Genomic DNA, 13,512 nt, shown 5'->3' with positions numbered 1-13,512 from the left:
CAAGGCGAGCCAACGCTGTACCGGTTTAAATTGAATTCGCTATATATTGCCAGCATCGGGCGGGGCGCTCAAGTTTCGATGGCTTTCCGGCAAACACAGCGGCGGTGCTTTGTGCGATAATCCGCCAGATTTATTCACACTTCATACGGGATTAGCTTATGTCAAACGATAAAGCAAAGGCTTTGGCCGCCGCACTGGCGCAGATTGAAAAGAATTTCGGCAAAGGCGCCATCATGAAGATGGATGGCAGCCATCAGGATGAAAACTTGGAAGTGATTTCCACCGGCTCTTTGGGCGTGGATTTGGCACTGGGCGTGGGCGGTTTGCCGCGCGGGCGCATTGTGGAAATCTTCGGGCCGGAGTCTTCCGGTAAAACCACGCTGTGTTTGGAAACCATCGCGCAATGCCAGAAAAATGGCGGTGTGTGTGCCTTTATCGATGCGGAAAACGCGTTCGACCCGATTTACGCGCGCAAGCTGGGCGTGAAGGTGGAAGAGCTGATGGTGTCGCAGCCGGACACAGGCGAGCAGGCGCTGGAAATCTGCGATATGCTGGTGCGCTCCGGCGGTGTGGACATGGTGGTGATCGACTCCGTGGCCGCGCTGGTGCCGAAAGCAGAAATCGAAGGCGAAATGGGCGACAGCCACGTGGGCCTGCAAGCCCGCCTAATGAGCCAGGCCTTGCGCAAGCTCACTGGCCACATTAAGAAAACCAACACTTTGGTGGTATTCATCAACCAAATCCGCATGAAGATCGGCGTGATGTTCGGCAGCCCGGAAACCACCACCGGCGGCAACGCGCTCAAGTTCTATGCCTCCGTGCGCCTCGATATCCGCCGCATCGGCCAAATTAAAAAGGGCGATGACATCCTGGGCAACGAAACCCGCGTGAAAGTAATTAAAAACAAGGTGGCGCCGCCGTTCCGCCAAGCCGAGTTCGACATCCTCTACGGCGAAGGCGTGAGCCGCGAAGGCGAGCTGATCGACTGGGGCGACAAAGTCGGCATCATCAAAAAATCCGGCGCGTGGTACAGCTACAACGGCGACAAAATCGGCCAGGGCAAAGACAACGTGCGCGTGTGGCTGAAGGAAAACCCGGAAGTGGCCGCCGAAATCGAAGCGCAAATCCGCAAGGAAGTCGGCATCAATATCGAGATTACCGAAGGCCAACGCGACGACACCGACGGCGAACAGCCGGAAGAGTAGGCCGGTTGTAAAGGCTACCTGAAAATACTTGGCGAAAGGTTTTAGCTACGCAGAAACTTCGCTGCGCTAGGTTTTAGCTACGCAGAACCTTCGCTGCGCTACGTTTTCAGGTAGCCTTCAGTAGTGGATTAAAATAAAAATGATACCAGGCGGCGAGCCGCAAGGCGTACAGGCAGTACGTCAAGGTAAGCCAACGCAGTAGCATGGCGATTTTAATTCACTATAATTTTTCAGGTAGCCCTCATCCCAACCGTTTTAAACCCCCACCATGATTACCCTGCAACAATTCCGCGAACAAGCCGCCGCCGGCTACAACCGCATCCCGCTGGTGCAAGAGCTGCTGGCCGATTTGGATACCCCGCTTTCCATCTACCTCAAGCTCGCCAACCGCCCCTTCAGCTACCTGCTCGAATCCGTGGTAGGCGGCGAACGTTTCGGCCGCTATTCCTTTATCGGCCTGCCGAGCCGCACCTATTTGAAAGCCAGCGGCCGGCGGGTAGAGGTGTACCACAACAGCCAAATCGTTGAGCAATACGAAGGCAATCCGCTGCCCTTTATCGAGCAGTTCCACGCCCGCTATAAAGTGCCTGAAATCCCCGGTCTGCCGCGCTTCATCGGCGGTTTTGTGGGCTACTTCGGCTATGAAACCATCTACCATTTCGAGCAGCTTGCCCACCGCCTGAAACAGCCTGCGAAAGCCGACCCAATCGGCACACCCGATATTTTGCTCATGCTCTCCGAAGAGCTGGCCGTGGTGGACAACCTCAGCGGAAAAATCCACCTCATCGTGTATGCCGACCCCGCCGCCGACGAAGCAGGCTACCTGAAAGCCCGCGAGCGGCTTGAAGCCTTGCGCGAACAGCTGCGCCAAAGCGTTGCCCTGCCGCTCTCGCTCGGCAGCGCCCAAACCGCACCGCAGCACGAAACCGGCGAAGCGCGCTATAAAGAATACGTGCGCCGCATCCGCCAATATATTTTAGACGGCGACTGTATGCAGGTGGTGCCCAGCCAGCGCATGAGCCTGCCCTTTGCCGACAAACCGCTCAGCCTCTACCGCGCCCTGCGTACGCTCAATCCTTCGCCCTATCTGTTTTACTACGATTTCGGCGACTTCCACATCGTCGGCTCTTCGCCCGAAATCCTCGTGCGGCGCGAGCGCAACCAAATCACCGTGCGCCCCATTGCCGGTACCCGCCTGCGCGGCAAAACGCCGGAAGAAGATGCCGCTCAAGCCGAGAGCCTGCTGGCCGATGCCAAAGAAATCGCCGAACATGTTATGCTCATCGACTTGGGCCGCAACGACGTGGGCCGCATCAGCCAAACCGGCAGCGTGAAGGTAACTGATAAAATGGTGATTGAACGCTATTCGCATGTGATGCACATCGTGTCCAATGTGGAAGGCGAGCTCAAACCCGGTATCGGCAATATGGACATCCTCTCCGCCACCTTCCCCGCCGGCACGCTCTCCGGCGCCCCCAAAGTGCGTGCGCTGGAAATCATCGAAGAACTCGAACCGGCCAAACGCTGCATCTACGGCGGCGCCGTGGGCAACTGGAGTTTCAACAACGACATGGACTTGGCCATCGCCATCCGCACCGCCGTGATCAAAAACGGCACGCTCTACGTGCAAAGCGGCGGCGGCATCGTGGCCGATTCCGACGAAGAAGCCGAATGGCAGGAAACCCAAAACAAAGCCCGTGCCGTGTTGCGCGCTGCCGAGATGGTGCAGCAAGGGCTGGATGGATAGTCAGGAAAGGCTACCTGAAAAAGAATAGGACTACTTGAAAACGGAACGAAGCGAAATTTTCAGGTAGCCTTTTATCAGCCAATGGAACAGCCCAAACAAAAAACCTTCGTTTTGCAACGAAGGTTTTCAATTTGGCGGAAGCGGTGAGATGCTTTTGAAATTTTAACTATATGATTAGTAAATATTTCCATGATATGAAATTTCCAAGTACCACAAAAAATACCATGAAAATTCATTTCTGCCTGTGCAGAAATTCATCACGCATCCGGATATCATCAGCCTGATTATACAGGTTGTCGCGGCCTAGCTGAATCGGCGCCGGGATTTTCCCTTGACGACGATACCGCCAAATAGTCGGCGTGCTTGGTGGTTTTTTACCAGGGATTGTCCAAAGTTTTTTACTTCGGCCAACGGAATATATTCATCCATTTTAAATCTCCAATCAAATAATAATCTTGATGATGGACTGCTCGCCGTCCACCTCCTCCAGCCCATCTAAATTCCCGCAAGCCTTGCATGGTTAATTTGTACAATATCTGGCTAAGGTTCTCACTGGTTACGCCTTCGCTCGTTATCCTTGCTTCGCGGGTTTCGTACTCCAGCTTGCCGTGTATCTTCAGCCATATTTCAAACCGATACTTGCGCGGTTTGCTGAATATTTTTTACGCTTGGCTGGATCGGCAAAGTCGCCGAACATTTCAGCGGTCTCCTGGAACTCGCGGTAGGTATCTGCACCCACCAATGGGAAGGTGCAGTAGCCGCGATAGGGCTTAGACGGTTTCTTTTTTCTGTTCCGCCCCATTCACGTTCTCCCGTATCCATGCTTTGCAGCTAAACCAACCTACTTACTGTAATGAGAAAGCATAGGTAGGGTGCGTGAGCAAACTCACGCACCCTACCTAGCTACAATGGGAAAGATACCGTAATCGAAAGTCAAGAACTTTTTAAAAACGCAAGCAACAGTAATGCAGCGATAGCCATCGGCTGCCGCTTTTTTGCAACAGTTTAAACTGCTGTTTTACGCTGGTTTGTGCCGATTCTCGTCAAACGGCTGACCTGTTTTAATCACGGCATAGGCGTATTTGACGATTTTGCACATCATCAAGATATAAACCTGTTTAGGATGCTTGCCCTGTTTTATCTTTTGTTCAAACCAAGGCCGCCACAGTTTAGTTCTTAGACAAGCTGCCCGCGCCGGATAGTAAAGCGCTTTCCTTACTTTCTTATCGCCCATCTTGGATATTTTGGCTTGTCGAACGCTTGTGCCTGAATCTTTGATTATCGGCGATAGTCCTAAATAGCTGATTAGCTTCTTTGAGTTCTCAAATTTATCTATATCAACCAAAACAGATAACAACCATGCGGCCGTTGTCTTTCCTACGCCGCTGATTGTTTGTAAAAGCTGTTGGTTGTAGCTTAACTCTTTATCGGAATCTATCAAGTTTTGAATAGCGATTTTACAGCTTTCTATCTCTGTTTTTATTGCGATTATTATTCTTTCTATACCTGACTCTATTACCGAATCTGATACGTCTTTTCTATTGCTTTCTATATTCAGTAATACATTTAGTTGTTCAATGCGCCTGCTTAACACTTTTAAAGTATTACGTTTTTCTGATAGAGGTTTCCATAATGGCGGATTTTCTTTTTCGCAATAATCGGCAATTAACTTCGCATCTTGTTTATCGGTTTTTTTCGTCTTAATCTGTATTCTGCGTATAGCTTGATAGAAAGCGGATTGATTACGCTGATTTTGATTCCTGAGTCATGCAATGCGCTGGCCAGCGGAAAGTAATAGCCCAGCCTTACAATGTAGATAATGCCTGTTTGGCAAAGATACCGTCAGGACTAGCCCCCGACGGCGTGAAATATATAAGGCTACCTGAAATTTCAGGTAGCCTTTTGTGTGTCTGCCAAACAGCCGTATCGTTCAACGAAGCGGGCGGATGCCTACGGCGTCGCGCACTTGGTCGAGCAGTTCGCGGGCTTGCTTGCGAGCTTTGGCGGCACCGGCCTGCAGGATGTCTTCGATTTGCGCGGGCTGGGCGGTGAGCTCGTGGAAACGTTCGCGCTTGGGGGCGAGCTCTTCATTCAGCTTGGCGCCGAGCAGTTTTTTGGCTTCTCCCCAGGAGAGGCCGTCGGCGAGCATTTGGGTGAATTCGGCGGTTTCGGCGGGGGTGGCGAAAGCTTTATAGATGTCGAACAGCGGGCTTTCGTCGGGAGTTTTCGGCTCGCCGGGCTCTTTGAGGTTGGTGATGATTTTGTTCACGGCTTTTTGCAGCTTTTTCTCGCTCTCAAACAGCGGGATGGTGTTGCCGTAGCTTTTGCTCATCTTGCGCCCGTCGAGGCCAACGAGGAGTTCAACGTTGTCGTCCACTTTGGCTTCGGGCAGCACAAACAGCTCTTTGAAGCGGTGGTTGAAACGCTGGGCGATGTCGCGGGTCATTTCTACGTGCTGGATTTGGTCGCGGCCTACCGGCACTTCGTGAGCATTGAACATGAGGATGTCGGCACTCATGAGGATGGGGTAGCTGTAGAGGCCCATTTCCACGCCGTGGTCTTGGTCGGTTTGGCCGGCATCGAGGTTGGCCTGCACGGCGGCTTTGTAGGCGTGGGCACGATTCATCAGGCCTTTGGCGGTGATGCAGGTGAGTATCCAGTTGAGCTCGGGCACTTCGGGGATGTCGCTTTGGCGGTAAAACGTGGTGCGCTCGGGATCGAGGCCGCAGGCGAGCCAGGTGGCGGCCACGGCTTGGGTGGAGGCGTGGATGAGCTCGGGGTCGTGGCATTTGATGATGCCGTGGTAGTCGGCCAAAAAGAGGAAGGATTCGGCAGCGGGGTCGGCTGCGGCGGCAATGGCGGGGCGGATGGCGCCAACGTAGTTGCCTAAATGCGGGATGCCGGTGGTGGTTACGCCGGTGAGGACTCGTTTTTTCATGGATGGCTTTCTGTGATTTGGCGGAAATAGGGAGGCGGCGCTGGGGCTACCTGAAAAATGGCAGATTATAGAGCAAGGGCGGGGAGTCGGTCATGCCTGCGGCGAAGTGGCGGGGAAATTTTAGTTTTACAGAAACTCCACTCTGCTAAGGGTTCAGGTAGCCTTTGGGGGGGGATAAAGGCTACCTGAAAAATGGGAAAATATCGCAGATTTAATAAGTTATCTTATTTTGCTCAACAAGGCTACCTGAAACTAATTTAGTTTCGTCTAGACATTGTTTTTAGGTAGCCTCTTTAAGCATCCATATTATCGGGATTGCTCAAATTGCTCTTGTGCCCAGCGTTGGCGGTTGTCGGGGGTGTCGGCAGGTTGAGCTTGCCCTTGCCGCCAGTTGCGGTAGGCTTCGGCATCGAAGGCGATTACCCGACCGCCCATGGCGGCGACTTCTCCGGCCACGCTTTGGCTGATGCGCCAGGAGGCTAGGTCGGGGCAGGCCTTCGGCTCGGGATACCACAGCACCACCACGGCATCACCGCCCTGCATTTTGGCTTCAATTTGCTCGGCGTATTGGTCGATGGCTTGGTATTTCTGGTTGAGGCGGGTTTCCACGGCACGAACCACGTGCAGGGGGATGGGGGCGGCGCCGTTTTCCCATTGCGCCCATTCTTCGGCGGAAGCGCCGTGGGGAAAATCGACATTGGCAGCAAGAGCTTGGCCGGCTTCGGCTTGGGTGAGGCCGAGGTTGCGGCGCAGGGCTTTGAGTTCGATGGGGAACATGGTTTTCCTTTTGGGTTGGTTATTTAACTTGCGCGGCCAAGTGTTCTATCGCTGCCTGTGCGCAAAACAGGCCGAAGGCGGCGGTAACCAGCATGCTCGCGCCGTAGCCTGCGCAAGACAATCCTTGCGGTGCGGCATCGGTTTCGCAGGCGGCGCCGGTTTGCGGCGGGGTGACGTTTTCTTCGGAATAGATGCAGCTTACTTTCATGCGCTCTTTCGGATCGCGCGGAAAGCCGTGGCGGCGGCGCAGGGTGTAGCGCAGGTTGGAGAGCAGCGGGTCGTGGGTGGTGCGGGCGAGGTCGGCGCGGCGGATGAGGGCGGGGTCGCGCTGGCCGCCTGCGCCGCCGGACACCACAAAGGCCTGCTTCTGCGCCACAAAATGGGCGGCCATGGCGGCTTTTACGCGCATTTGGTCGATGGCGTCGATCACAAAATCAAACGGCTCGGCAAAAAGCGTGCCCACGTTTTCCGCATCCACAAAATCTTCGATTTCATGCACGGTGCAGGCGGGGTTGATTTGCAGGATGCGTCGGTGCAGCGCGGTTACTTTGGGCAGGCCGAAATTGTCGGTAAGCGCGTGGAGCTGGCGGTTGGTGTTGGATTCGGCCACGTTGTCCAAATCAATCAGCGTGAGCCGGCCGATACCGCTGCGCGCCAGCGCCTCCACCGCCCAAGAGCCTACGCCGCCCACGCCCACCACGCAAACATGGGCTTGGGCAAAGCGTTGCAGGGCGGCATGGCCGTAGAGTCGGGAAATGCCGCCGAAGCGGCGCTCGTTTGGGGCGGGAGTAATCATCGGGATAAGTCAAAAAACAGGTAGAAAAAATGGCACATTCGGTGCATCGGTATTATACTGTAAACGTATCAGGAAGAGACCCGTCCGGCGGCTGTAGCCTCTGCGCGGAAGCATCGGAATAACGTTCACTAGGAGAAAGCTTATGTATCAACATATCGTGATTGCAGTAGACGGCAGCCGCACCTCCCAACATGCGCTCAAACAGGCCTGCGGCCTGGCTCAGGCCACTGGCGCGGCGCTCACATTGGTGCACGTGGCCAACCCTGCCGAATACGTGGCCACCGTTGCCCCCGAGTTTTTGCAGTATGAAAACTACGAAACTGCTGCCACCGAACAAGGCAACGCCATTTTGGACGCCGCCATCAAACAGGCGCGTACCACTTTGGGCGAAGATGCAAAACTCGGCCGCCACCTGCTCGTGATCAGCAAAAACGCACGCGATATGGCCAAAAGCCTGGTGGATTATGCCACCGAGCAGAAAGCCGACCTGCTGGTGCTGGGCACCCACGGCCGCACCGGCCTGATGCACCTCCTGATGGGCAGCTTCGCCGAAACCGTGATGCGTGAAACCCGCCTGCCGTTGTTGATTATCCGCCGTGAAGCATAAGGCTGAAGATTGAGGCAGGATTAGAGGCTACCTGAAAGTTTCAGGTAGCCTTTTGCCAATGGGGAAGGCAATGGAACGGAAACTTTATTACAGTTGGTGGCACTCCCTGGAGCTGCTGTTTTACGGCGGCTTTTCCGGGCTGTTTTGCGTGTGCTTGATTTGTTTTGCGCTGTGGGCCGATCGGGCTGTTTTGTCCGATATCAGCTATTGGTTTTTGCTGCTTTTCTCCCTGTTTTGCTGGCTGTTTTATTGGCTGCAATATGCCGTGGTGCTGCCGATGTTGTTGCGTAAGCTGGTGGTGCGTATGGACGAACAGGGTATTGCGGTGCATGATGCGCTGAATTTTTTCAACAAGCATCGCAAATGGTCGGCCAAGTGGGGCAATATTCAGGCGGTGGGCGTTAGCACGGAGGCATTAAAAAAGAACCACCCCCATCTCGGTATGTTTTTACGCCCGCGTATCGGAGCCATGATTCAGCGGCGTCATGTTGCCTATGGGGAAGAGCATCATTATGTTGTGGTGTCCAGCGGGATGATGCCAGGGCAGGAAAAAGGCGTAAGCGAGGCCATATTGGCCGCGTGGCGGCAATATAAGGCGGGTATATCGAATAAAATTCCCTATACTGCCCAGTCACTCTATCGGATGAAGCAGGATGATTTTGCCAATTTGATTCAGTTTCTCGATGAAGAGGCGCCGTTTGCCATGTTGGATTTGGAAAAGGGTGCACCCACCAAGCACGACTTGGTTTATCTTTATCAATTCAAAAAGGTATTTGGCATCGAAAAAATTAAAATCCACTACAACAAAATACAAAGGCAGCTAAAACTCACGCAAGAAGACGGCATCAGCCCGCCACGCCATTTACCTGCTGTGGAAGCGGAGCTGTTGCGTGTGGTGAATCTGCATTTGTATGACTGATGGACTGGATTGATTGTGAGGCTACCTGAAAGTTTCAGGTAGCCTTCTTGGTGGTTTTGCATGTTATTTGGCCTAGGGCAATTTATTGCTGCCGACATGCTGAAAAAGAGATAAGTTTGGGGTTTGGCTCACTTATGGGGCTGGAAACCAAAAATGGTTTTAACTTCGTTGAAGCTCACACTTTCAGGTAGCCTTTGCAAGGGCGGATCGGACTTACAAAAACAGTTGCAGCAAATCGTTCAGGTAGCGCTGGCCGCGTTCGGTGGGGCGCAGGAGGGTGGGGTCGGGGTCGATGAGGCCGAGCCGGGTGGCTTCCTGCAGGGGGCGGGCGATGGCGGCGAGGCTGTGGCCGGTGCGCTCTTGGAACAGGCGGGCGGGTACGCCGTTGGTGAGGCGCATGGCGTTGAGCATGAATTCGAAGGGCAGCTCGCTTGAGGCTACCTGAAAGCGTTCGACGACATCGGCGGGGTTGCCTTGCATGGCGGCGAGGTAGCTGCGCGGGTGGCGGGCGCGGGTGGTGCGCATGATGCCGCGGTGGCTACTGATTTTGCCGTGGGCGCCGGCGCCGATACCGATGTAGTCGCCGAATTGCCAGTAGTTGAGGTTGTGGCGGCATTGCTGGCTGTTTTTGGCGAAGGCGCTGGTTTCGTAGCGTTCGAAGCCGGCATCAAGCAGAGTGTGGTGCACGGCTTGTTCGATGGTGTAGGCGGTGTCTTCTTCGGGGATGCCGGGAGGCGGGGTGCGGCCGAAGGGGGTGTTGGGCTCCATGGTGAGGTGGTAGGCGCTGATGTGGGTTACGCCGAAGGAGAGGGCGGTTTCGGCGTCGTGCCGGGCTTCTTCGGGGGTTTGGTGCGGCAGGGCATACATGAGGTCGGTGTTCACGCGGGGGAAGATGGCGAGCGCGGCTTCGATGGCGGCGCGGGCTTCGTCGCCGTTGTGGATGCGGCCGAGGGCGTGCAGTTTGGCGTTGTCAAAACTTTGGATGCCGAGCGACAGGCGGGTGATGCCGGCTTCGGCGTAGCCTTGGAAGCGGGCTTGTTCGAAAGTGCCGGGGTTGGCTTCGAGGGTGATTTCGGCTTCGGGCTGCAGGCGCACCAGGGCGCGCACGCCGGAAAGCAGGCGGTGGATGGATTCGGCGGAAAACACGCTGGGGGTGCCGCCGCCGATGAAGATGGTGTCCACCGGCCGCCCCCAGATGTGGGGCAGTTCGTGTTGCAGGTCGGTGAGCAGGGCGTTGATGTAGGCGGCTTCGTCGGTATCGGACTTGAGGCGGTGGGAGTTGAAGTCGCAATAGGGGCATTTTTGGATGCACCAGGGAATGTGGATATAGAGCGAGAGCGGGGGCAGGGCGCTGAGGCCGGAACCGGGGGCTTGCAGTAGGGGCATGGTGTGGAGGGTTTGTTTTTAAAATAAAGGGTTATTCGGCTTGAAAGGCTACCTGAAACACTTGGCTGCCGATACGGATGTCTGCCAAGTAGCCGTCGCGGCGGTCGGTGCACACGGGCAAGCGGATTTGGGCGGCGAGCCAGGAGCCGTCGGCCTGGCGCTGAAGCGGGAAGCGGTTGAAGCCCATGTCCATGCCGTCCATGCTGAAGCTCACTTCGGCCTGCTGCACTTTGGGCGGTACGTTTTCCAGCGTGATGTCGAAGGGGCGGTGGCGCGCGGCGGCAAAGCGGATGCGGCTGCCGTTGGGCAGGGTGCAGCCTTGGTTCGGGTCACAATCGGTTTGAATCACCGTTTCGGCAGCGGGTTGCTGCCCAGCACGCCATTGGCGTACGGCGAAATGACCGCCGGCCAGCAGCAACAGCGCGGCGAGGGCAAGCAGGATTTTGGTGCGGGGGGAGAGGGTTTGCGACATAAGAGGCTACCTGAAAAAGTTTGGGCGGGTTATCTAAGCTCGAAAAACATGATTACAAAATCATCAGCAAAGGCTACCTGAAAACATCTTCATCGCCCTTGTACCACCGCATGTGCCCCTGCCGCGAGCCAGCGTTCGGCATAGCGCGCTGCTATATCGGCATTGGCAGGCAGCAGCACCAGCGGCAGCGGCACGCCTTCGGCCAGCGCGGCGCAGGCTTGTTCCGCTGCGGTTGCGTTATCTGCCGGCCACACGGCGGCTTCGGCTTGGGTGGCGGCTGCAGCGGCAATGTCGCCGGCTGAGTGCACCAGCGGCCAGCGGCGCACATCGCCCGGCGTGGCGGCGGCCAAATCGGCTAAGTCCGCCAGCAGGCGGCTGCCCGGCGGCGGGTTGGCGGCACGAAGCGGCAGCACGCAGAAACCGTCTGCCGCGTGCAAACCCTCATTCAGGCTACCTGAAAACTGCGTGGGCAACGCCAGCGCCGCCAGCAGCGCGGCATTGGCCGGCAGCATGGGCGACACATCATAACGCCCCGGCTGCTGCCAGCGCCATTGCTGGCCTTCGCGCGCCTGCAATTCGCCGCGCCAGCCGTCGGCCGGCACGCGGAAAAAACGCAGCCGCACATGGGCGTGTTCGTAGCTGTGGGTTTTGGCTAGCCACGGCACAGCGCTGTGGATTTGAATGCCCAGTTCTTCGGCAAACTCGCGGCGCAATGCCGCCAGTTCGCCCTCGCCAGCCTCCACTTTGCCGCCGGCAAATTCCCAGTAGCCTGCATAGGCCTTGCCTGCGGGGCGCGAACTGAGCAGCACCTCGCCGCGATCGTTATACACAATGCCGGCCACCACTTGCAGCAGCGGGCGGGGGTCGGCCTCGGCCGGGGCGATGCGGGTGTGCCAGAGCCAGTCGATACACTCCTGCAGCAGGGCGGGCAGGCGGCTGATTTCGCGGGTGTATTCCTTGCGCAGCGGATGTTCCCAATCTTGGTTTTCCACCAGCATTACGGCAAACTGCCCGTGCGGGGTGGCAGCGCCATACCAGCCTGCATCGAGCAGGTATTGCCCGCCGCAAAAGCTGATTTGCAGCAGGTCTTCGCCTAAAAGCAGATCGGCCGGGTTGCTGTCGGCGTGTTCCAGCAGCCAGAAGAAATTGTCGTAGGTGATGGTTCCGTTGCGGAGGTTGAGGTTTTGGGGCATGGTGTGGCGGGGAGAAATACAAACGCGGGCAGTTTACTGGAGCGGGCGGGCTGGGGCAACGGCGGCGTTTCAGGTAGCCTGCAATGAGCAGGCCAGTGTTGGGTTAGATGTTATTAGACGACAAATGTACAATTAGACAAAATACAGTACAATAATGGCTAATCCCACACCAAGGTATCCCATATGGAAGATCCGCTCTATTTTCCCAGAACCGAATTGGCTGCCGCCCTGCTCAGCAGCCTGAAAAGCGGCGTATCCAACGCATTCACGCTGTTTGCCCCGCGCCGCATGGGCAAAACGCAATTTCTCACCAACGATATCGCCCCGGCCGCCGAAAAAAACGGCTTTAATGTGTTTTACTTCTCTTTCATGGACAACAAAGACAGCGCCGGCACCGCGCAGTTTTTCCATGAAGCCCTACACCGTTTTGCTTTAGAAACGCGCACCGGCAACGGCGTGAAAACCTTTTTCGGCAGCCTCACCAAAATAGACGTGTTGGGCGTGGGCTTGGAGCGCGAAACGCCGCCGCGCGACCTGCCGGGCATCAGCGAAATCATCGCCTATATTGCCGCCGACAGCCGCCCCACCTTGTTGCTGCTAGACGAAGCGCAAGAATTGGCGCGGCTGCCGAATACCGAAGGCATGATCCGCAGCTTGCGAACCGGCCTGGACATCAACCAAAGCCGCGTGAAAACCCTGTTTACCGGCAGCAGCACCAACGGCCTGCGCGCCATGTTCAACGACATCAAAGCCCCCTTCTTCCATTTTTCCCACGCACTGGATTTCCCCACCTTGGGGCAGGATTTCATCGATTTTTTGGCCGGCGTTTATCACGACCGAACCGGGCAGCAGCTGGATGCGGAGAAGTTTTACGCCATTTTCGAGCAGTTCAACAAAAGCCCGATGTATATCCGCGCCGTGATTCAAGACATGATCATCAACCCGGCGCTCAGCCTGGAAGCCGCCGCGCAAGTGCGGCTTGGGCAGATGCAGGAAAACAGCAATATTCCGATGCAGTGGAAAGCATTAAGCGCCATCGAGCGGCTGCTGCTGCAAGCGATGGCGCAGGGGGAGGTGAGCCCGTATGGCACGGAATTCAGAGAGCAGGCCGCCCGGATATTGGGCGTGGAAAGCGTGAAAGTGAGCACCGTGCAAAGTGCCATCAGAAAGCTGCAACGCAAAGACATGATCAGCAAATTCGGCAACAGCGCGTTTCAAATCAACAATCCTTTGCTGCAAACGTGGCTGAAAGAGAATATGGAATAGCTGTAGGCTGGGTATAAATCATACCTAGCATCGGATTGAGGCTACCTGAAAATCTGCCAACCGCTTGGTATGGATTACGGTTGAGTTGGAGCGGATATTTTCAGGTAGCCTTTGCTATTGCTGTGGGTAGGGGTTAATCCTGCCCGTTTGCCCTTAAAGGCTACCTGAAAATGGGAAGCAGCCGCTAGAACCAGTATGCGGTTCGC

The 13,512-nt window shown here is 55.9% G+C and carries 13 protein-coding genes; 5 read left to right on the top strand and 8 right to left on the bottom strand.

Translation table 11 applies throughout. The features are described 5' to 3' along the window. The first annotated feature begins 158 nt into the window (after positions 1 to 158). Together recA and trpE are read left to right on the top strand one after the other, a co-directional pair. Positions 159 to 1,205, top strand: a complete 1,047-nt coding sequence (gene recA, locus HMPREF2796_RS05195) for a recombinase RecA (protein WP_023887227.1) — start codon at positions 159 to 161, stop codon at positions 1,203 to 1,205. Between the two features lie 268 nt (positions 1,206 to 1,473). Next, positions 1,474 to 2,952 (top strand): anthranilate synthase component I, encoded by a 1,479-nt coding sequence (gene trpE / locus HMPREF2796_RS05190; protein WP_070631497.1) that lies wholly within the window; start codon positions 1,474 to 1,476, stop codon positions 2,950 to 2,952. 616 nt (positions 2,953 to 3,568) lie between these two features. On the opposite strand, the gene HMPREF2796_RS11680 is transcribed toward trpE, so the two are convergent. The 5 genes from HMPREF2796_RS11680 to HMPREF2796_RS05170 all read right to left on the bottom strand — a co-directional run bounded on the left by HMPREF2796_RS11680 (position 3,569) and on the right by HMPREF2796_RS05170 (position 7,463). After that, positions 3,569 to 3,754 carry a hypothetical protein gene (locus tag HMPREF2796_RS11680; protein ID WP_246826803.1) on the bottom strand — a complete coding sequence of 62 codons (186 nt, stop codon included), beginning with the start codon at positions 3,752 to 3,754 and terminating at the stop codon, positions 3,569 to 3,571. Between the two features lie 216 nt (positions 3,755 to 3,970). Next, entirely contained in the window at positions 3,971 to 4,393 is a 423-nt protein-coding gene (locus HMPREF2796_RS05185; protein WP_210385346.1) for a transposase, read from the bottom strand. A gap of 489 nt (positions 4,394 to 4,882) precedes the next feature. Next, positions 4,883 to 5,890, bottom strand: coding sequence for a tryptophan--tRNA ligase (trpS, locus tag HMPREF2796_RS05180; protein ID WP_049259165.1), 1,008 nt, complete (start codon positions 5,888 to 5,890; stop codon positions 4,883 to 4,885). Between the two features lie 306 nt (positions 5,891 to 6,196). After that, a complete protein-coding gene (locus tag HMPREF2796_RS05175; protein WP_070631493.1) occupies positions 6,197 to 6,667 on the bottom strand; it encodes an Aca2/YdiL-like domain-containing protein in 471 nt (156 codons plus the stop codon). A 19-nt stretch (positions 6,668 to 6,686) separates the two neighbouring features. Further along, positions 6,687 to 7,463, bottom strand: a complete 777-nt coding sequence (locus tag HMPREF2796_RS05170; RefSeq protein WP_070631491.1) for a tRNA threonylcarbamoyladenosine dehydratase — start codon at positions 7,461 to 7,463, stop codon at positions 6,687 to 6,689. Between the two features lie 142 nt (positions 7,464 to 7,605). Here HMPREF2796_RS05170 and HMPREF2796_RS05165 point away from each other — a divergent pair, with 142 nt between their 5' ends. Next, entirely contained in the window at positions 7,606 to 8,070 is a 465-nt protein-coding gene (locus HMPREF2796_RS05165; RefSeq protein ID WP_003822375.1) for a universal stress protein, read from the top strand. A gap of 52 nt (positions 8,071 to 8,122) precedes the next feature. Then, entirely contained in the window at positions 8,123 to 8,989 is an 867-nt protein-coding gene (locus tag HMPREF2796_RS05160; RefSeq protein WP_141749159.1) for a hypothetical protein, read from the top strand. A gap of 213 nt (positions 8,990 to 9,202) precedes the next feature. Here HMPREF2796_RS05160 and hemW read toward each other — a convergent pair whose 3' ends face one another. The 3 genes from hemW to HMPREF2796_RS05145 all read right to left on the bottom strand — a co-directional run bounded on the left by hemW (position 9,203) and on the right by HMPREF2796_RS05145 (position 12,040). Continuing rightward, positions 9,203 to 10,375 (bottom strand): radical SAM family heme chaperone HemW, encoded by a 1,173-nt coding sequence (gene hemW / locus HMPREF2796_RS05155; protein ID WP_070631488.1) that lies wholly within the window; start codon positions 10,373 to 10,375, stop codon positions 9,203 to 9,205. 31 nt (positions 10,376 to 10,406) lie between these two features. Next, the gene (locus HMPREF2796_RS05150) at positions 10,407 to 10,847 is read right to left on the bottom strand and encodes a hypothetical protein (protein WP_070631486.1); all 441 of its coding nucleotides are present in this window, start codon (positions 10,845 to 10,847) and stop codon (positions 10,407 to 10,409) included. Positions 10,848 to 10,936: 89 nt separating this feature from the next. Beyond that, on the bottom strand, positions 10,937 to 12,040 hold the full coding sequence (locus tag HMPREF2796_RS05145; protein WP_371327462.1) for an NUDIX domain-containing protein: 1,104 nt from the start codon (positions 12,038 to 12,040) through the stop codon (positions 10,937 to 10,939). A gap of 183 nt (positions 12,041 to 12,223) precedes the next feature. Between HMPREF2796_RS05145 and HMPREF2796_RS05140 the strand changes: the two genes are divergently transcribed. Then, positions 12,224 to 13,306 carry an ATP-binding protein gene (locus HMPREF2796_RS05140; protein WP_070631484.1) on the top strand — a complete coding sequence of 361 codons (1,083 nt, stop codon included), beginning with the start codon at positions 12,224 to 12,226 and terminating at the stop codon, positions 13,304 to 13,306. The last annotated feature ends 206 nt before the right edge of the window (positions 13,307 to 13,512 follow it).

The organism is Eikenella sp. HMSC071B05 (assembly GCF_001811325.1).
GTDB lineage: Bacteria > Pseudomonadota > Gammaproteobacteria > Burkholderiales > Neisseriaceae > Eikenella > Eikenella corrodens.
Note: the sequence above shows the minus strand (reverse complement) of the source record. Positions and strands in the feature narration are given on the sequence as shown.

What these genes read in the sequence shown, in the direction of transcription:
- HMPREF2796_RS05150 (WP_070631486.1), bottom strand. Translation starts at nt 10,847, where the DNA reads ATGTCGCAAACCCTCTCCCCCCGCACCAAAATCCTGCTTGCCCTCGCC.
- HMPREF2796_RS05165 (WP_003822375.1), top strand. Translation starts at nt 7,606, where the DNA reads ATGTATCAACATATCGTGATTGCAGTAGACGGCAGCCGCACCTCCCAA.
- hemW (WP_070631488.1), bottom strand. Translation starts at nt 10,375, where the DNA reads ATGCCCCTACTGCAAGCCCCCGGTTCCGGCCTCAGCGCCCTGCCCCCG.
- trpS (WP_049259165.1), bottom strand. Translation starts at nt 5,890, where the DNA reads ATGAAAAAACGAGTCCTCACCGGCGTAACCACCACCGGCATCCCGCAT.
- HMPREF2796_RS05175 (WP_070631493.1), bottom strand. Translation starts at nt 6,667, where the DNA reads ATGTTCCCCATCGAACTCAAAGCCCTGCGCCGCAACCTCGGCCTCACC.
- HMPREF2796_RS05140 (WP_070631484.1), top strand. Translation starts at nt 12,224, where the DNA reads ATGGAAGATCCGCTCTATTTTCCCAGAACCGAATTGGCTGCCGCCCTG.
- trpE (WP_070631497.1), top strand. Translation starts at nt 1,474, where the DNA reads ATGATTACCCTGCAACAATTCCGCGAACAAGCCGCCGCCGGCTACAAC.
- recA (WP_023887227.1), top strand. Translation starts at nt 159, where the DNA reads ATGTCAAACGATAAAGCAAAGGCTTTGGCCGCCGCACTGGCGCAGATT.
- HMPREF2796_RS05170 (WP_070631491.1), bottom strand. Translation starts at nt 7,463, where the DNA reads ATGATTACTCCCGCCCCAAACGAGCGCCGCTTCGGCGGCATTTCCCGA.
- HMPREF2796_RS11680 (WP_246826803.1), bottom strand. Translation starts at nt 3,754, where the DNA reads ATGGGGCGGAACAGAAAAAAGAAACCGTCTAAGCCCTATCGCGGCTAC.
- HMPREF2796_RS05145 (WP_371327462.1), bottom strand. Translation starts at nt 12,040, where the DNA reads ATGCCCCAAAACCTCAACCTCCGCAACGGAACCATCACCTACGACAAT.